The sequence below is a fragment of the Thalassospira sp. NFXS8 genome (assembly GCF_040148805.1).
GTDB lineage: Bacteria > Pseudomonadota > Alphaproteobacteria > Rhodospirillales > Thalassospiraceae > Thalassospira.
On sequence record NZ_JAGEMF010000001.1, the window covers coordinates 1,221,579 to 1,240,637 of the forward strand.

Annotated in this window: 16 protein-coding genes and 1 other RNA gene; 8 read left to right on the forward strand and 9 right to left on the reverse strand. The window is 52.5% G+C overall.

What is annotated here, in order from left to right:
- Positions 1 to 35: 35 nt before the first annotated feature.
- Entirely contained in the window at positions 36 to 1,631 is a 1,596-nt protein-coding gene (locus J4E05_RS05585) for a sigma-54-dependent transcriptional regulator (protein ID WP_349593144.1), read from the reverse strand.
- Between the two features lie 276 nt (positions 1,632 to 1,907).
- On the opposite strand from J4E05_RS05585, the gene J4E05_RS05590 reads away from it, so the two are divergent.
- A complete protein-coding gene (locus J4E05_RS05590) occupies positions 1,908 to 2,213 on the forward strand; it encodes an STAS domain-containing protein (RefSeq protein WP_085589310.1) in 306 nt (101 codons plus the stop codon).
- Between the two features lie 45 nt (positions 2,214 to 2,258).
- Positions 2,259 to 4,412 (forward strand): SpoIIE family protein phosphatase, encoded by a 2,154-nt coding sequence (locus tag J4E05_RS05595; protein ID WP_349593147.1) that lies wholly within the window; start codon positions 2,259 to 2,261, stop codon positions 4,410 to 4,412.
- A gap of 128 nt (positions 4,413 to 4,540) precedes the next feature.
- Here J4E05_RS05595 and J4E05_RS05600 read toward each other — a convergent pair whose 3' ends face one another.
- From J4E05_RS05600 to J4E05_RS05615, 4 genes are all read right to left on the reverse strand, one after another.
- Entirely contained in the window at positions 4,541 to 5,230 is a 690-nt protein-coding gene (locus J4E05_RS05600; RefSeq protein WP_349593150.1) for a tetratricopeptide repeat protein, read from the reverse strand.
- Between the two features lie 447 nt (positions 5,231 to 5,677).
- Positions 5,678 to 7,678 carry a putative bifunctional diguanylate cyclase/phosphodiesterase gene (locus J4E05_RS05605; protein ID WP_349593153.1) on the reverse strand — a complete coding sequence of 667 codons (2,001 nt, stop codon included), beginning with the start codon at positions 7,676 to 7,678 and terminating at the stop codon, positions 5,678 to 5,680.
- Positions 7,679 to 7,951: 273 nt separating this feature from the next.
- Positions 7,952 to 8,338, reverse strand: coding sequence for a TfoX/Sxy family protein (locus J4E05_RS05610; protein WP_349593156.1), 387 nt, complete (start codon positions 8,336 to 8,338; stop codon positions 7,952 to 7,954).
- Positions 8,322 to 9,026 carry a helix-turn-helix transcriptional regulator gene (locus J4E05_RS05615; protein ID WP_349593159.1) on the reverse strand — a complete coding sequence of 235 codons (705 nt, stop codon included), beginning with the start codon at positions 9,024 to 9,026 and terminating at the stop codon, positions 8,322 to 8,324. Before J4E05_RS05615 ends, J4E05_RS05610 begins: the two co-directional genes overlap by 17 nt.
- Before the next feature lie 119 nt (positions 9,027 to 9,145).
- Between J4E05_RS05615 and J4E05_RS05620 the strand changes: the two genes are divergently transcribed.
- Together J4E05_RS05620 and J4E05_RS05625 are read left to right on the forward strand one after the other, a co-directional pair.
- Complete coding sequence (locus J4E05_RS05620) at positions 9,146 to 9,541, forward strand: VOC family protein (protein WP_349593161.1); 396 nt, start codon at positions 9,146 to 9,148, stop codon at positions 9,539 to 9,541.
- A 448-nt stretch (positions 9,542 to 9,989) separates the two neighbouring features.
- On the forward strand, positions 9,990 to 11,222 hold the full coding sequence (locus tag J4E05_RS05625; protein WP_349593164.1) for an AbrB family transcriptional regulator: 1,233 nt from the start codon (positions 9,990 to 9,992) through the stop codon (positions 11,220 to 11,222).
- Between the two features lie 83 nt (positions 11,223 to 11,305).
- Here J4E05_RS05625 and J4E05_RS05630 read toward each other — a convergent pair whose 3' ends face one another.
- Together J4E05_RS05630 and J4E05_RS05635 are read right to left on the reverse strand one after the other, a co-directional pair.
- Entirely contained in the window at positions 11,306 to 12,247 is a 942-nt protein-coding gene (locus J4E05_RS05630; protein WP_349593167.1) for a DMT family transporter, read from the reverse strand.
- 137 nt (positions 12,248 to 12,384) lie between these two features.
- Positions 12,385 to 14,001 carry a fumarate hydratase gene (locus J4E05_RS05635; protein ID WP_349593169.1) on the reverse strand — a complete coding sequence of 539 codons (1,617 nt, stop codon included), beginning with the start codon at positions 13,999 to 14,001 and terminating at the stop codon, positions 12,385 to 12,387.
- 483 nt (positions 14,002 to 14,484) lie between these two features.
- Here J4E05_RS05635 and J4E05_RS05640 point away from each other — a divergent pair, with 483 nt between their 5' ends.
- Positions 14,485 to 15,594 carry a methyl-accepting chemotaxis protein gene (locus J4E05_RS05640; protein ID WP_349593172.1) on the forward strand — a complete coding sequence of 370 codons (1,110 nt, stop codon included), beginning with the start codon at positions 14,485 to 14,487 and terminating at the stop codon, positions 15,592 to 15,594.
- 75 nt (positions 15,595 to 15,669) lie between these two features.
- Here J4E05_RS05640 and J4E05_RS05645 read toward each other — a convergent pair whose 3' ends face one another.
- Both J4E05_RS05645 and ssrA read right to left on the reverse strand, forming a co-directional pair.
- The gene (locus tag J4E05_RS05645) at positions 15,670 to 16,176 is read right to left on the reverse strand and encodes an SspB family protein (protein WP_085589295.1); all 507 of its coding nucleotides are present in this window, start codon (positions 16,174 to 16,176) and stop codon (positions 15,670 to 15,672) included.
- A gap of 153 nt (positions 16,177 to 16,329) precedes the next feature.
- Positions 16,330 to 16,699, reverse strand: a transfer-messenger RNA (tmRNA) gene (ssrA, locus tag J4E05_RS05650).
- A 147-nt stretch (positions 16,700 to 16,846) separates the two neighbouring features.
- Here ssrA and J4E05_RS05655 point away from each other — a divergent pair.
- The 3 genes from J4E05_RS05655 to J4E05_RS05665 all read left to right on the forward strand — a co-directional run bounded on the left by J4E05_RS05655 (position 16,847) and on the right by J4E05_RS05665 (position 18,846).
- Positions 16,847 to 17,641, forward strand: a complete 795-nt coding sequence (locus J4E05_RS05655; RefSeq protein WP_349593175.1) for a thymidylate synthase — start codon at positions 16,847 to 16,849, stop codon at positions 17,639 to 17,641.
- The gene (locus J4E05_RS05660) at positions 17,641 to 18,165 is read left to right on the forward strand and encodes a dihydrofolate reductase (protein ID WP_349593178.1); all 525 of its coding nucleotides are present in this window, start codon (positions 17,641 to 17,643) and stop codon (positions 18,163 to 18,165) included. The genes J4E05_RS05655 and J4E05_RS05660 overlap by 1 nt, the downstream gene beginning before the upstream one ends.
- Before the next feature lie 99 nt (positions 18,166 to 18,264).
- Entirely contained in the window at positions 18,265 to 18,846 is a 582-nt protein-coding gene (locus J4E05_RS05665; protein WP_085589289.1) for a TetR/AcrR family transcriptional regulator, read from the forward strand.
- Positions 18,847 to 19,059: the final 213 nt, after the last annotated feature.

Below are 19,059 nucleotides of genomic sequence, written 5' to 3' on the forward strand. Positions count from 1 at the left end.
CGACAAAGCAGCAAGCGCAGTAAGAACGCGCATCCTTATCCGATTTCTTCCCAGGACTGTTTTTTACGATAAATGGTCGAGGGACTAACCCCCAGTGCTTCTGCCGCACGGGGAATGGAACCGTCACAGCGGTCAATCGCGTCTTCTATCGCGTCTTTTTCCACCTGCCATAGCGGGCGGATCGCCTCGACACCACGGCCAACCAGCGGCACATTTTTATCACGGGCACTAACCGGGCGTGCCGCAAAAATACCCAGCCCGCTTGGCCCTGGTGGTTGGCGCCCCGACAAAAAAGCAAGGGCTTCGGGGTCATCCATCCACAACCGTTCAGCTTCGTTCATTCCCTGTAACACAACAGGATGTGGCGGCGGAGCCTCGATCGAGCCTGTCGCAACCCCACCATCGGCGGCAAAATTACTTACCGGGCGTGGTACCATCGACATCACCACTTCCGGCCCGTTATTCAAAACCACAATATTGCGAATGATATTTTGCAACTGGCGAATGTTTCCCGGCCACGAATACCGGGTAAACAGATCAGCCACATCGGATGAAAAGCGCTTAAAATCGCGCCCTTCCTCGGTTGTGAAACGCTGCAGATAAAAATTGGCAATCTGCAAAATATCCAGCCCGCGATCACGCAAAGGCGGCATATGCAGCGGAATCACATGCAGGCGATAATATAAATCCTCGCGAAAACGCCCGGCACGCACCTCTTCAAGCGGATCACGATTTGTCGCACAGACAAACCGCACATCAACGGTTTCAAGCGAACTGCCACCTACTTTCTGAAAGGTGCCGGTCTGGATAAATCGCAACAGCTTGGTTTGCAATTCCAGATCCATTTCGCAAATTTCATCCAGAAACAACGTTCCATTGGCCGCCCGGTGGGCTGCCCCTTCGCGGTCAACCACTGCCCCGGTAAACGCGCCTTTTACGTGACCAAAAATCTCGCTTTCCATCAAATCCTTGGGAATGGCACCACAGTTTAACGGAATAAACGCCGCATTGGCGCGATCACTGCGCCGATGGATGGCCTCTGCCGCCAGTTCCTTGCCCGTGCCGCTTTCCCCGGTGATAAAAACCGTTGCCCGGCTGGGCGCAGCAGATTCAATAATGCGGTAAATTCCACGTATTGTTTCCGAACCACCGATAATATCAAAATATTTCCGGTCATCGTCGGCAGCGCTGCCATTAACAGGGGGAACATGCAGGCCGTCATTGGCGGCAGGCATGTCGTCATGCCGGGGGGCAACCGCACGCCCCTTTAAGGCATCAATGACGGTAGATCGCAGTTTTTCAGCGGTAAACGGCTTTAACAAAAAGTCATAGGCACCATCGCGCATTGCCTCGACCGCAATATTGACCGAACCATGGGCCGTAATAACAATGATCCGGGTCGCGGGCGAAACGTCATGCACCCGGCGCAATACGTCGCGCCCGTCCATATCGGGCAGCAACAGGTCAAGAACGGCCACATCAAAACGGTTGTGGCGCAAATGGTTGATCGCATCGCGCCCCGTACCAACATGTTCTACCTGATGACCATCCGCACGCAGGTAATCCTGGTATACCCGTGCAAGCGACAGGGTATCTTCAATTACCAGAATGCGGGACTTTTGGTCTGCCATTCTTTTTATGACTTCCTTATCTGGCGAGGTTAAACGCAACAATATCAAACAGGCGCAACAAACGGGAATATTTTACCAGAAATATCCCTAAATTTCATATACCTGCCCGGCCTGATTTCTGGCAAGCTGGGGCCAGGGCATCCTGATCCCGTGTGATCGAAATCTTCACATGAGCGAATGTAGGCGACGGCACAAAATTCGGCTAAAATATAAACAGGCAATTGAACAGTTTTCGAAATATTTTTCGTGACGTGACCCGATCAGGAGGAAGACAGCGTGAATTACAAAACGCAACAAAACGATACCACCATCACCACCGAAATGACCGGCCGCTTCACATTTAGCGATCATACCGTATTTCGCAAATTGATCGACGAAATCACGACCCAAACCGCAACCACCCAGATTTTTGATCTTTCCGGTATCGAGTTTATTGATTCTGCCGGGTTGGGGATGCTGTTACTGGCGCGCGATGAAGGCGAAAAAAAACGCGCAACCGTTATTCTTCGCGGGGCCAAAGGCCAGGTGAAACGAATGCTGGAGGTTGCCCGCTTCGATACGCTGTTTCAAATGGAAGATTGATCCATGCCCGCCAACCCCGACTTACCGACACAAAGGCCCATGCAGATGTCCCATCGCGTGGCAATTGCCGGTAATGCCAGTATCGAAATCGCCAGAAAAGTCACGTTTGGCCCGGATGTGTTTGCCCCCGAAGACGTTACTGACACCGATTTCCTGCATGGGGCAGGTATAGAGGATTTTCCGCGTGAACTTCGGTATCAGGCATGTTTTTTGCCCAACCTGGTAACGCCGGATTGGCTGGGTGCATTGCCGCGCCTGAACTGCAATTACTTTATCGAAGCCTTTGAAGGCCTTGACCTGCGGGATTTAAGCCCGTTACGCCGCCCTTATCCCGGCCCGCAATGGGATTTGCTGACCTGCCTGTCGACACAAAGCGCCTACCATTTGCCCATTGCGCGAAAATTTGTCACCGCGCTCAGGCGGCGCAACGTCCTGCACGACAAAATAGCCCCGACGCTTGAAATTGCGGTTCAGGAAGCCTTTTCCAATTCGCTGCTGCACGGCAACATGGAAATAGACACCACCGGCCATTTGTCGATGGAAAAATTCAACGCGCTGGAACAAACAACCCGCGACCGTCTGGCCGACCCGCACTATGGCAACCGTGCGATTATTCTGGCTGCGCGCCAGCTTGAAACCGGCGGGGTCGAAATTTTTATCCATGATCAGGGGCGCGGTTTTACCCCGCCGCAAAATACAGACCTGACAGCAATGCCGGGCAGCGATTCGACCTTTGGCCGGGGTCTTTCGCTGATCAAAACATTATGTCACGACCTTAAATTTGAACGGGGTGGCCGCACCATTCGCATGCGTTTTTCCGGTGACGCCGTCTCAACGACCCCTGACATGACTGCCCCACCCCGCCCGCCATTGGTGAAAACGTCAACATCATCAATATCGCCAGGGTCATTGACCGGTCGCCCGCCAGCGCCGGCCAAACCCGCCGCCAACCCGGCCCCCGAAACCGTCAAAATATATGATAGCAGTACCAATCATGCTGCCGTGGCACGCAACATTGCCGACGAAAGTGACGAATTGCATCACGCCCGGATCCTGATCGCGGACGACACCATGATCTCGCGTGAAATTGTTGCGTCCTATTTACGGGCCGAAGGGTTTACCAACCTGGTATTTGCCCGTGACGGCAACGACACAATCGATCAGGTGCGACGTAATCAGCCAGACCTGATCATTCTCGACATTATCATGCCGGGGATGGATGGTTATGGGGTGTGCAAGGAATTACGCAGCGATCCCCTATATGCCGAAATTCCGATTATTGCGCAAACAGCACTGGAAGAAAACGAAGGCCGAACCCGGATTTTTCAGGATGGCGCAACCGACCTGATCCTGAAACCACTTAACAAATCAGAATTGCTGGCCCGGGTTCGCATCCATCTTGAACATCGTATTCTGGTCAAACAATTGCGCGCCTATCGCGACAGAACACAGTCCGAACTTGTGTTGGCGCATGATATGCAGTCCATGCTGGTGCCACGGCCCGATTATTACCGTACCGTTGGCCGTGATTATGGCCTGTCAATCAGCGCCACTTTTCAAATGTCATCGGAACTGGGCGGCGATATATGGGGCCTTGCCCCCCTTGATAAAGACCGGCTGGCCATTTATCTGGTCGATTTCGCCGGGCACGGCATCGGGGCTGCTTTAAACACCTTTCGCCTGCATTCGCTGATGTGGTCCGAAGACGAAGACCTGCACGACCCCGGCAGCTATCTTGAAGCCCTCAATGTTCAACTTAAACGCCTGCTGCCGGTGGGGCAGTATGCGACCATGCTCTATGGCATCATTGATCGCAAAAAAGCGGTATTTCGCTATGCCTGTGCCGCGTCAACATCGCCAATCATTGGCAAGAAAAATGGCTATGATTTTGAATTTCTAAATGGGTCGGGTGTGCCATTAGGCGTCACCAATGATGCACGCTATGAAACCCGGGAAACCCCGTTTTCCGACGACTGTTTCCTGATGCTTTATAGCGACGCCCTGATTGAAACACCGTTCAATGACGGCAATATGCTTGATCCCGAACGCCTGCGCGATGTGCTGCAAAATATCCTTATGCGCCCGGGTGGAAATGCCGATCTGGCGTCACAGGTAACCGATTATTTTTACGACCATACACCGCGTGACCTGACCGATGATTTCACCCTGATTACCCTGCAACCACAAACACCCGATTAAAGCATATTACCAGACAGGCACATTGTGGAAACCTGAACAGCCCGAACACTCCCGTTGCTCCCTGCCAAACCGGCAAAATCGCAAACGGGGAACGAAGCCCAATACCCAAATATTCAGGCTTTACGACTTTATGATATGGCGGGATGAAACGGTTCGCACCAATACCATGCATGGGGCGCGGGCTGCCCGTTTTGGGGAACAAAAGCCGTTTCTATGTTCCAGACCATCACGCCAGAGACCGGGCCGGTGTGGTTTTTTTCGCTGTCGGCACCCGAAACAACATACTCTGTATCATTTAACGGCACCGCTTTTGATACATCCGGGGTGGCGCTGTTTACATGCCCCGCTGCTACAAAATTTTGTAAAATATTGGCAAGCCCCCGGCGCGCGCCGGCATGGGTTGGCTCGTCGGCCAAAACCTGCGCCAATTGGTCCAGCGCGCTGCGCAGATGATGACGGTCACACAAAAGGTCGGCCAAAATAACCCGCAGATCGCGCATTTCAGGGCGCAGGCTGATGGCGATTTCAAGATGTGCCATTGCCTGGTCGCGATTGCCTTTTTGCAAATATGTCCGTACCAGCCCCAAATGGGTTGCATCGTCAAGATCATCGGCCAGCAATGCCCGGCCAAAGCAATTCAGGGCCAAATCCACCTGGCCCACATCCAGCAACCCATGCCCCATAACCCGCAATCGCGCCGGAATATCGGGCAGACTGTCAATCAACTGGCGCAAACGCAAACGCGTTTCCGCCGCCAGGTCGGCAGACCGGGCGTCAGGTAACGCTAACAGGTGAACAGTCGGCTGCATGTGCGCCATCGCGGTCGGCATCCCGAATGCAAATAAAGATGCGGGATGGTAACGACTCGGCAGAAATCAAGCAACATTGAAAAAATATACGAGTCGTTTCAAATACTTACAGTCCGCGCCCTGGCGCCTGTGTATTCAAAATAAAAACGACGCGGCAATTTACCGGCATAAACATCAAAAAGAACAAATTAATTTTTAATTTCAATATATTACCTCACTCCCTGTCAATCAAAACCGATCAACAAATCCCTTAACCGATTGGCAAGGGCTTTACAGCCCGCGCGACGCCGCCATGCCAAAGGAAAATTTGGCACAACGTTATGGCCGTACCGCCACGACAAACAGGCAGGTAACCCAACTTCATACACCGGCGACATTTTTCTTTGATATGAGAACAAGGAGGTACGGAAAGATCTGGCAAAATATGGTGCCGACCATAAACAGGTCGGTTTGTTGCTAAACCTTAAAAAGAACAGGCTGGGCCGGTAAACTGGCAAGAGGCTCAAACGAAAATTCAGTTGCAGGCCGGGCAAACAGATAGCCCTGGGCATAACGCGCGCCGAAATGTCGCAACACATCGCATTGTTCGCTTGTTTCGACCCCTTCAACCACACAATCGATACCAAAATTTTCGCACATATCAAAAACGGTTTTGACAATACGCTGGCTACGAGGATTGGTCACAATGGGCGTTATAAAACTGCGGTCTATTTTAAGGCAGTCAATATCGAGTTCGTGGAGATAGCGCAGGCTTGAAAATCCAATCCCGAAATCATCCAGTGCAACCCGCGCCCCACACTGCCGCAACGTATCGATATGTTGGCGGCCGGCATCGAAGTCTCGCAAGATGGCCGTTTCTGTGACTTCAAACGTAATACGCCGGGGTTCAATCCCGCTTTGTTTAATACGATGGATCAGCCAGTTCATCATTTCCGGCACGGCCAGATCATGCGCTGACAAATTAAATGAAAACCCGATATGGTCAGGCCAGCTGGCCACTTCGCGCAGAAGGCGATTAAACAAATTGCGCGTCAGGTCATTCACCCGGCCGGTTTTTTCCGCCATAGGAAAAAAAACATCCGGGGCAACAAAACCCAGTTCCGGGCTGTTCCAGCGCGCCAATGCCTCAACCGAATAAATCTCGCCGGTTTCAAGATTGTAAAGCGGCTGAAAAACCAGCGACATCTCGCTTTCCAGTTCGGCCTGGCGCAAGCCCTGTTCAATGCGCGATTCCTGGCGGATAATGGTTTCGTGCCGGGCCGCAAACAACACCGCCGTGCCGCGATTATTACGCTTGGCATGATAAAGGGCAAAATCCGCGCGCTCAAACAGGCCCGTCGCCGTGCGGGCCGCCGCCGGGAAGGTCGCAATACCAACCGTACCTGAAAGTTGAACCGGGCCACCCACGCTTTCAAACGGTGTATTAAGGCTGGCACAAATGCGCGAAGACAGACCTTCAAGCATGTCTTCGTTATCGTAATCGCGCAAGATAACACCAAATTCGTCGCCGCCCAGCCGCGCGACATAGCCCCCTTCCCCCAGAACAGTACAAATCCGCTGGCCGGCACTGATTAAAATTTCGTCCCCAACCATGTGCCCATGCACATCGTTAACCGGTTTAAAACCATCAAGATCAATCAGGAAAACAGCAAATCGCCCGGATTTGAGCCCCCCGCCAGCATCACGCAGGCCGCGTTCTGCCTCCGTAATCATTGTGTTCAGGCAGTTAAAATAATCACGACGATTGGCAAGGCCGGTAAGGGCGTCACAATGGGCCAGTTTTTCGTTTTGCTGGCTTAATTCCAGGGTTTGGCGGTGTTTTTCTTCCAATACCAGTTGCGACTGCAACAGGGCCGAAAACGACAAATAATAATTCCGAATAAAATAGACGATAACGGCAAGAACCGTTCCCATATTTAACGAAATCGCCAGATAAACCGGCGTGCCGCTAAAAGCAAAAAACCCGGCATAACTGCCCAAAACCACAATAACAACCAACAGGGCAGCCGCCGGGAACTGAAACAGGCAAAGAATACAGCCGATCGCCGTTATTGATGCAAAATAGGCAACATGCCCACGGTGCAGGCTATCGCCGTAATAATAAAGTGCCAGCCCCCATGCGGCGAACAAAACACTGACCACCACCGACATAATACGAATGCGTTTCAGGACACTGATAATTGCTTCGGGATCATCAAGGACGGCTTTCGCCCGCATCCAGCTGATGGACCGTACAAGACAAAGAACAGTTAAAATTGCCGGAAGAACAACTGTCAGAAAAAACGGTGCCTGATCATAATGGGTATAGGCCAACGCAAGTGAATTTGTCACAAGCAGCAAATACATCATGGGTATTTGCCCTGTCAGCCCACTGACCTGCGCACGCAACAGTTCCGGGCGGTCACGGCGCAACCGGAACAGTTCAACAAAGCTCTTTACCTGCTCTGTCAGGGGCACAAACTTGCTCTCACTCTGGAGACAGGGTTTATGGGATAAACGTCCTGTCACGATTAAAGGGGCCGATTACGGCGATCGCCCTAGCCCTTTGGCAAAGGGCCAATCCTATCACATCGTATAAGTTTTCCAGCATAAAGAAAGCATACTTTAGGCCCAACAAAATAATCAGCCGACGTTGCAAAAAACGACATTTTTGCAATCTTCCCGGCCCATATGCCATTTGTGACCCAATGACAACAGGCCAGCCCCCCGCACCACCAGCATTACACCTGCTCAGACTTTCCGTTTTTGACGGGGTTTTCGCGTTTTGGCCGGTTTGGCATTTTTGGCTGCAGCAGCCCGTAACCCGGCATCAAAAGCAATGCGGGCAAATGGCAAAACAAGATCTTCATCTTCCAGCCAGTCGCCCGGCACCTCGAAATAGGCAATACAGATGCCATCGGGGCCATGCGGACGAAACGGCGCCATATTTTCAGCTTCATACAGGTGCCGGCACTGATCGTCACCCTTCAGGAACAAAACATCCTGCGCAACAAGGGCAAAAACAATACCGTCACAATAAAGACCCCAGCCGCCAAACAGCCGCTTTGCCCTGATCACACCAAGGGGGGCTAACAGCTCGGTCACCATGACCATAAATTCATTAACGGCCAAGGCCATTTAACACCTCGCCTTCCACCCCTTCGGAAATCAGATAATCGCGCAGGGTTCGGCCCGGCGTAGGCCGGTAACGTTCGTTTAAAACATCCATGGTCACGATACGGTCCGCCCGAAAAACCCGAAAGGCATTGCGTAACTCGCACCAGCCCGCCAACAGCCATACCGATCCGAAAAACAGCATTCCCAACGGCCAAACCCGACGCTGCGTCAATGCACCTTTAACATCGGTATAATCAATATTGATCATGCTGCGTTCGCGAATGGCGCGGCCCAAAACCGGCATTGAAACAGAAATCGGCTCCTGGGGGATATCGGCAACGGCAATGGGAATACCGCCAATCAAACCACGCAACCGTTCGGGAACGACGGCTTCTATCTTGGACAGGGCGTCGCTGGCGGCCCGCGCCATTTGCGGGTCGGTCCAGCTTTGCACCATGCGTGCGCCCACCACCAGTGCCTCTATTTCTTCGGCATCAAACATTAATGGCGGCAAATCATAACCATCGCGCAGAATATAGCCAACGCCGGCCTCCCCCTCAACCGGGACACCGGATGCCGCCAGATCGCGAATGTCGCGATAAATGGTGCGTTCCGAAACCTCAAGTTCCTCGGCCAGTTCACGGGCCCGGCTAAGTTTGCGTCGGCGCAAAATCTGAACAAGGCGAAACAGTCTGTCGGCGCGTCTCATATTGGTTTTCCGCTTTTTATCAATCTCGCTGCACCGTATCATACCCCTCCTGACAGGCTCCTGTCAGGAGGGGTATGATAAACCGGCTTTTCAAGGTTAAACATGGCAGGAAATTTCAAATGATCGACCATCTGGGAATTCGCGTTAACGACTATGCAAAAGCGCGCGGCTTTTACCTTTCGGTTCTGGCACCGCTGGATATTTCCATCGTCATGGAAGTCACAGCCGAGCAAACAGGCAACTATCCCCACACCGGGTTCGGGAATAACGGCAAACCTTTTTTCTGGATATCGGGCGGGGAAATGAAAACGCCAAACACGTATGGCGCGCACATTGCTTTTGCCGCACAGTCACGTGCGGCCGTGGATGCCTTTTACCACGCAGCCATCGCCGCAGGTGCAACTGACAATGGCGCACCTGGCTTGCGGCCGCATTACCACGAAAATTATTATGGCGCCTTTGTCATTGATGCCGATGGCAACAATGTCGAAGCGGTATGCCACACCCCGGCCTGATAAATACGGCCGCACCCAACATCCCCCCCATTGCCGGTAACAGTCGGGCCTCCGGCAATGGGGATCGTCGGTTAAACTGTGCCTTGCGGTCCCTTAAAATAAACGGGCCATTATTTACGGCACCAACACCCAAACAGCGCAAAAACCCCCATCAGCATTGGTGGTCGCAATTTACATTTTTATAATTTTGCACCGCGAGATCAAAATCGGCAACGCCCCCCTCTTGCAATGGCATTGCTCGTGCGTGATTAGTTACGTTTATACTATAATGCGCAGCTATCGGGTTTTGGTATGAATAACACCCGAGCCCCATTGCAACATTTCGCCATAACAGCCCTACAAAAACACATCTGAAATTTTCTGTTCTGCCGCTGACATTACATTAAAGCCACCAGCCAAAACCGCTATCACCGCGTAAAAGCCCCCGTTTTGCGCCCTAATACGGAAAATGACTTTGCCCCACGACTTGCCCGACATCACACCAAAATCATCGCCGTCAGCCAATAGTCCCCAGGGCGATCCATCATCGTCATCGTATCAAAACGCCAACACTGAAAACGACGCTAACGATAATAAAACAGGCAACAACATCCCGTTGGACAAGTCCCCCATTCGGCGGCTTGGCAAACTGCCAGAAGCCCTTCAATGGGCAATTTTGCTGGGCAGTTCTGTTATTGTGGGCATCATCCTGCATCAGGGACATATCCCGGCAGCCTTGTTGTTAGGTCCGATGATTGTGGGCATTGTGATGGGTACAAACAGTGCCACCATTCGCATTCCCAGAATTGGCTTTTTATCGGCGCAATCGGTTTTGGGCGCGATGATTGGTGGATCAATGACCGCGGCCATCATTACATCTTTTCTCGATGACTGGCCGCTGGTGATCGGGATTACCTTTTTAACCCTGCTCGCCAGCAGTTTTCTGGGCTGGATTTTATGCATTCGCCGGGTATTGCCCGGCACTGTCGGTATTTGGGGCTCATCGCCCGGGGCTGCATCGGCAATGGTCATTATGGCCGAGGCCTTTGGCGCCGATGCCCGACTGGTTGCCTTCATGCAATATGTGCGCGTGGTATGTGTGGTTACCGTGGCGTCGATGGTGGCAAATTTCTGGGTTGCCAGCAGCCTGCCGCCCGGCGCAGCAGTACCGGTCCATGACTGGTTCCCGGCCTTTGACCTTGGCAATTTCGGCCTGACCTTGCTGGTCGCGGCCGCGGCTGCAACCATTGGCGTTTTGTTGCGCATCCCGTCGGGCGCGTTGCTGGTACCGATGATTGTGGTGATGGTGCTGCATATCAATGGCTGGCTGGATGTGGAATTGCCCGAATGGTTTCTGGGGATAACCTATGCCATGATCGGTTGGAGCATCGGGTTAAAATTTACCCCGTCCGTGCTGCACCATGCGGCCCATGCCCTGCCCAAAATCCTGCTTTCCATTGTGGTGCTGATTGGTTTTTGCGCGGGCATTTCGGTGTTTCTGGTGCATTTCCTGGGCGTGGACCCGTTAACCGCCTATCTTGCCACCAGCCCCGGCGGGCTGGATTCCGTCGCGATTATTGCCGCAAGCACCCATGTCGATTTACCCTTTATTCTGGTCATGCAATCGGCCCGGTTTTTTATGGTGTTGCTAATCGGCCCGCCGCTGGCAAAGGCCGTGGCGCGTTTTACGCCGACAAGCTGACAACCGTGATATGACGTAAGGCCCAAAGCAAAACGGCTGGCATCGCGCCAGCCGTTTGTGTTTCGCCGGGGAATACCGACCAGTTAACGCCGCAACAGTTTGCTGGCAACGCCTGAGGCAATCATCACCCCGGCAATAACCAGGGCAACCGCGAGTATCAGGCTGATGCTACCCAGTTCACCCAGCAAAAACACGCCCCCAAGCGCAGCAAAAGCCGGTGTTAGTGCGCCAAAGGCCGCCGCCCCGGTTGAACCAATATTGCGCACCGCAATCCCATAGGTAACAACCGCCACCACGCCCGATAACACACCCTGAAACAGCAATTGCACCAACAGGTCGTTTATCGGTGCATCGGCAATGGTGGTGCCGGTAAACAGCGCAATAACGGCAAAGCTGACAAAGGACCAAAAGCCGGTAAATGCCGCCGCATCAATCGCGGTCAGCCCGGAACGGCGCAGCGCATGCGTATAACACGCCCACATCAAAGCTGCGCCCACCAGCAAGGCATAACCGATAATGACAGAAGCCTGATCAGCCTCGCCCGGTTGCAAGGCAGTTAAAATGGCAATGCCCACCGCAATAACGCCATAGCCAACCCAGCGGATCAAACCGGGTTTTTCCCCAAACACGGCAACACCAATCAGCACCGCCCAGATCGACATGATACCGGGCAACAGCGTGCCCACATGTGATGCCGGGGCAAATTTAAGCGCCGTTGCCACTACCAGCGAATAGGTAACGCCGGACCCGCCCACAATCAGCAAACCGGGTATGACCGGCAAGCCGCGTGGCCAAATGCCACGTTTCAGCCATACCGGTGCCAGCACCAAAAACGGCACGACAAAACGGATCAAGCCGATATCAACCGCTGTAAACCGGGTTGTCACCGCATAACGTGTTGCCACCACCCATAACGCCCAGATGGTTACGGTTACAATGGCGCAAATGATTCCCAGCAACCGGTTTTCAACCGGTGGGGGCACCGCAGGCGCAGAAGGCCGGGGCGGATTTGAAAGGCGGGACATGGGGCGTATCCTGAAAATTAGGGCTGGCCGGCGACCTGTGATGCAGGCAGAAAAACCAGCCGATCATTCTTGCAAAACAAAACGGGGCAGAAAATGGTTCTGCCCCGTTTGATAATATATGCCCGAAGGCACCGTCATCAGATGCCAAATTCGGCAAAGAAATCATTGCCCTTGTCATCAATCACGATGAAAGCCGGGAAATCCTCAACCTCGATCTGCCAAACCGCTTCCATGCCCAGTTCGGGATATTCCAGCACCTCGACCTTCTTGATGCAATCCTGCGCCAGACGTGCAGCCGGACCCCCGATAGAGCCAAGATAGAAACCGCCATATTTCTGGCAGGCATCCTTGACCTGTTTGGACCGGTTACCTTTGGCCAGCATCACAAATGACCCGCCATGTTCCTGGAACATGTCAACATAGGCGTCCATACGTCCTGCCGTGGTCGGCCCGAACGAGCCGGACGGCATGCCTTCCGGCGTTTTGGCCGGGCCTGCATAATAAACCGGGTGATTTTTAAGGTATTCCGGCATGCCTTCGCCCGCATCAAGGCGTTCCTTGATTTTGGCATGGGCAATATCGCGCGCCACAATCACCTTGCCGGTCAATGCCAGACGGGTTTTAACCGGATATTGCGACAGCTGCTTGCGGACTTCGTCCATCGGGCGGTTCAAATCGACCTTAACGACGTTATCATCAAGATGTTCGTCCGAAACCTCGGGCAAGTATTTCGCCGGGTTATGTTCCAGATCCTCGATAAAGATACCATCCGCCGTGATTTTACCCAGAACCTGACGGTCGGCCGAGCACGACACCCCAATGCCCACCGGGCAGCTTGCCCCGTGGCGTGGCAAGCGAATAACCCGCACATCATGGCAGAAATACTTGCCGCCAAACTGTGCGCCAATGCCCATTTCGCGGGTCATTTCCAGAACCTTCTGTTCCCATTCAAGGTCACGGTAGGCCTGGCCATCATTACCGCCTTCGGTCGGCAGGTTATCGTAATAACGGGCCGATGCCATTTTAACGGTTTTCAGGGTGGCTTCGGCCGATGTTCCGCCAATCACGATGGCAAGGTGATAGGGCGGGCAAGCCGAGGTGCCCAGCGTACGGATTTTTTCGTCCAGAAATTTGCGCAGGCTTTCGGGGTTCAACAACGCCTTGGTTTGCTGAAACAGGAAGGTTTTGTTGGCTGATCCGCCGCCCTTTGCCATGAACATGAATTTATATTCATTGCCCGGCGTTGCGTATAAATCGATCTGGGCTGGCAGGTTGGAACCGGTGTTTTTTTCTTCAAACATATTTACCGGGGAAACCTGCGAATAACGCAGGTTATGTTCCTGATAAGCCCGCCAGATGCCTTTTGAAACTGCTTCTTCATCATGGCCATCGGTAATAACGCGGCCCCCGCGTTTGCCCATGACAATGGCGGTGCCGGTATCCTGGCACATTGGCAACACCCCGCCCGAGGCGATATTGGCGTTTTTCAGCAAATCCATGGCGACAAATTTGTCATTTTCCGTTGCTTCCGGGTCATCCAGAATTTTACGCAACTGTTCAAGATGGCCGGGGCGCAACAAATGCGAACAATCAAAAAACGCCTGCAGGGTCAGCTTTTCAATCGCTTCGGGTGCCACCTTCAAAAAGGTTTCACCGTTAACATCAAGGGTTTCGATACCTTCATCACCAATCTTGCGATATGGCGTGGCATCCTTGCCCTGCTCGAACATGGCTTTATAGACAAAATCACTCATGGAAGGCTTCCGTCTCTCTCAAAAACAAGGTGGATTATTTTTTGCTTTGCTGGTGCAGAACATAGCGCCTGCTGCATCAAAACGCCACGTATTTGAAGCCCAAAAAACCCGCAATTCTCCCGCTTACGAGCTGTCGAGTCGTCAATTTTCACCAATAACGCACAAGCACAATCGGTTATAAAAAAAGTCGCTCAAGTATTAAAATACATTCCCTTAAGTATAGAACAAATGGCACGATAACCGATTGATTTCAAAACTTGATAATCAATCGTAATTTTAACTTGAATAGCACCCCCGCACAGCACGACTATCCGCGTCTTTACCACAAAATGTTCTATTGAAGGACCGGGGTCTATGCTTAAATTCTTTCGCGCGAATGCGAATTCGAATGCCCATGATGCTGCAGAAATTCATACAAAATTGGCAGCAGATCGACAAAATTCTTTTTACAAAGACCTGATCAACTCAATTCCGTACAATATCGTGACATGCGATCTAGCCGGTAAAATTCTCTTCATTTCGCGCGAATTTGCCGAAACGCTTTTAAAAACCGAAGATGTGAATTTTTCAAAACTGATCGACACGCCAATTGCCCAGCTCAACAAGATATTTGACCGCAAACAATTCGCCAATTTAGGCAATCGCCTGAATGAAATGCCCATTTATCAACGTGTCCGTCTTGACGACCATACACTGATGATAACGGTAACGCCCCTTATGGACGAAGATGACACAGCAACCGGCTTTATCATGAGCGGCGAAGTCATTACCGATCAGGTCAAAATGGGCCGCACCTGCGTTAGCCTGTCAGAGAAAGTCCGCGAGGCCGCAGAAAACCTCAATACATTGTCAAACGACCTTGCCGAAAACTCCTCAGACGGTTCGGAACTGGCCGGTAAAATTCGCGAGGAAGGCGACAGCACCGCACAACGGGCAAATCATGTTTCCACCGCATCCGAAGAAATGACCCAGTCGATCAGCGAAATTTCATCGCAGATCGACCGCCTGACCGAAGTTGCCAATCGCGCTGTGTCGGAAATGAACGATACCGGCGAGGTCATGAACACGCTTTCCGGTGCGGTCGAAGAAATCGGCTCCGTTGTCAAAATTATTCAGGATATTGCCAACCAGACCAATCTTTTGGCGCTAAATGCCACCATTGAAGCCGCGCGGGCCGGTGATGCCGGCAAGGGCTTTGCCGTTGTTGCAGGCGAAGTCAAATCGCTGGCCACTCAAACAGCCCGGTCAACCAAGGATATTACAGACCGCATTGCCGCAATTCGCGAGAACACCGCGCGTGTGGTTTCCGAATTGACCGACACCCGCAAGGTGATCGAAACCAATGAAGAAATCGCAGAAAACCTGAGTGCCGTTGTTGAGCAGCAGCACGCCGCCTCTCAGGAAATTGCCGCCAACATCCTTTCCGTCGCAAACGGCATAAGCACCATTACAGCCGATCTCGCACGACTTGACAAACTCTCGGAAAAAACCGCCGAGCAAGGTACCCGCCTGTCAGACTTCTCGCAAAATCTGTCTGAACATTCAGATGGCCTTTACGATGAAGTCAAAGGTTTCATCGAAGAAGCCCTTTAAACAACAAAAACGGACGGTCAATAATTAACCGTCCGTTTCTTCTTATTCGTCAATCCGTCCCGCAGCAGGGGGTGATTACTTCTTTCGAAACGCATCAAGCGCGATGACTTCGCCACTTTCACCCGATTCGGGCGCAGGCTTGGACCGGGATGCCGGTTCAGCGCTCAATTTTGCTGGTTCTTCAAGCTCTTCGGCATCTTCGAAATCCTCGTCGTCCATTTCTTCTTCAACACTGAAAGTCAGCATGAAGTTGGCCGACGGATCGACAAATGCCAGCATTGCATCAAAGGGCACAACAACCACGGTTGGCATACCGTCAAAGCTCATTCCGACAGAAAAATAGTCGTCGGTTACCGTCATGTCCCAGAATCGATGCTGCACAACCACCGTGATATTATCCGGGTGCGCCTTGCGCTGGTTTTCAGGCAGCTCGACACCGGGGTGATTGGTCTGGAACGTGACATAGTAATGATGCTCGCCGAAAAGGCCCTCTTTGGCCACGCGGGTAAGAATTTGTTTTACCACGCCGCGCAGCGCCTGATCGACCATCAAATCGTATCGGAATTCTTCCGGTTCGTGCATCGAAAATCCTGTTTCTGGCGGGCCCGGCCCGTCACTCCTATGCGCCACCATCCCCAATGGCGCATTTGTCAGCTTCTATTCATAAACAAGCGTGAGAGAATTACAAGAGCGTGGCAATCACTTCACGCATCAACATTTTCAAAACGGGGAGAAAATGGGGCGTTCTGTTGCTAGGTGCCCCGTCCCCCACCAGGTTACCGCTCCCGGCAACCGGAATTTCGCTTTGGTGCTAGTGCCGCTTACGCAGCAACAGCAACCGGAGCATTGTTATCGTTTGCGTTTACAAACATTGGCCCGATATCGGTGGTACCATGCCGAGCGCCAACATAGACTTTTACTACACACGTCGATCCTGTTTCGGCCCCACGAACATCGCCTGAGTCGGACGAAATCGAAAGGTTGGTGGAGCCGCCGGGTACCGCCCCCGGGTCCGTAATGTCTATTCTGTCAAGTCGTGTAACGCCATAGTCAGCTTGCGCTGACAGCCCTTATATAGGGGAAACTACCCCCGCTTCACAAGGGGTTTTGCCCGAAAACTTTTTATCACATTGCGGGAACATTTCAGACCATCCTGTGCAGGGCCTCTCAGGCGTTGCACATGGGCGCGTGCCTGTCTATCCTGCGCCAAAACAGATTCCCCAAAAACACGACTACCCAGGACAGACACGGCATGCAGCAATATCTTGATCTGATGCGTCTGGTGCGCGACACCGGCACCCGCAAGGAAGACCGTACCGGCACCGGCACAATTTCCATTTTTGGCCATCAGATGCGGTTTGACCTGTCGGCAGGCTTTCCGATGGTCACGACCAAAAAACTGCACCTGAAATCGATCATTCATGAATTGCTGTGGTTTTTGGCTGGCGACACCAACGTCAAGTATTTGCAAGATAATGGTGTTCGAATCTGGAACGAATGGGCCGACGAAAATGGCGACCTTGGCCCGGTTTATGGGGGTCAATGGCGATCCTGGCGGGGGGCGAATGGTGAAACCGTCGATCAGATCAGCACCCTGATCAACCAAATCAAAACCACGCCCGATTCCCGCCGCCTGATCGTATCGGCATGGAATGTGGCCGATGTGCCCGACATGGCCCTGCCCCCCTGCCACTGCCTGTTTCAATTCTATGTCGCCGATGGCAAATTGTCGTGCCAGCTTTATCAACGCAGCGCCGACATTTTCCTGGGTGTGCCATTCAATATTGCATCCTATGCCCTGCTGACCTTGATGGTGGCACAGGTTTGCGACCTGGAACCGGGCGATTTTGTCCATACGCTGGGCGATGCCCACCTTTATACCAACCACCTTGAACAGGTGGAATTGCAATTGGCACGCACACCCCGCCCGTTACCGCAGATGCAAATCAACCCGACTGTAAAATCGATATTTGATTTCAAATACAGTGATTTCACCCTGAACAATTACGACCCGCACCCGCATATTGCGGGCAAGGTAGCTGTATAATGGACAATCGCAAAATCAACCGGGTTGCAGTGGTTGCCGTTTCACAAAACCGCGCCATTGGTACCAAAGGCTGGATGCCGTGGGATATTCCCGAGGATTTGAAACATTTCAAGGCCCTGACGCGCGGCAAACCTATGATCATGGGGCGGGTAACGTTTGAATCAATTGGCAAACCACTGCCCGGTCGCACATCTATTGTCGTCACCCGCGACAAAAGCTGGTCCTTTGCCGATGAGCGCGTCATTGTGTGCCATGATATCGAAACAGCCATTCAGACCGCAGATGACATCGCCATTCGCGATGGTGTGAACGAAGTTATCATTGCTGGCGGGGCACAAATTTACAAACTGGCCCTGCCCTTTACCACGCGTTATGAAATTACCGAAGTTCACGACGAATTTGATGGCGATACGTTTCTTCCACCGCTTGCAAATACAGAATGGCAGGAAATTAACCGTGACGATCGCCCCACCCCTGAAAGTGGTCCGGGATTTAGCTTTGTCACTTGGGAAAAAATCGCCTGAATGTGAAACGCGCGAGGGTCAGAACGCTTGATCCATATATGTTACCCCTTTATGGTAATACCACTTTCCACATCGTAACATCCTTGTGAGCACCATAAAATGGCCCGTCCTCGCGCCTTTGACGAAGACAACGTTCTTGATAACGCCATGAACGTATTTTGGCACAAGGGGTTTGAAGGCACCTCGGTACAGGATCTGGTTAACGAAACCGGCCTGAACCGCGCTAGCATGTATGCCAGTTTCGGCGACAAAAAAGCCCTGTTTTTGCGGGTTCTGGACCATTACATTCGAACGATCTCGGCGGCGCGGTTTGCCAAACTTGTTGAAATGCAAGATGGCCGACAGGCAATTGTCGAGACATTTCGCAGTGTTATGCGAAATGGTCTGGCTGAAGGCCGCAACAAGGGCTGCCTGATGGTTAATTCCGGCATGGAACTGGCCCCCCACGATGCCGAAACCGCCGCCATTGCCCGCCAGTCGTTTAAACGTACCGAACTTTTGTTTGTTGATGCACTGGTTCGCGCACAGGCGCAAAAAACCATCTCCGACACCAAAAACATCCGCGCCCTGGCCCGGTTTCTCGCAGGTTCCCTGCAGGGATTACAATTAATGGCCCGCCGCGCCGCCGACGAAGACACCATGCGCGATTTTGTCGATACCGCCCTTTCAACACTGGACTAAACATTAATCCGGTATCACTTCACGGTTTGACAACCGCAATCCCGGCACCGGCCTTTACCGGGCACAGCCCGATACCTGATCAATTCCGGTATTCGCGCTTTAAAGAATGTCTTTTTATCATCGCCCTTACACCTTCAAATTCCCAATAATACCGGCCATCCCGGCGTGTCGGGCGTCACCTGGCACCTGCTGCAATAATGATGTATCGCCAGC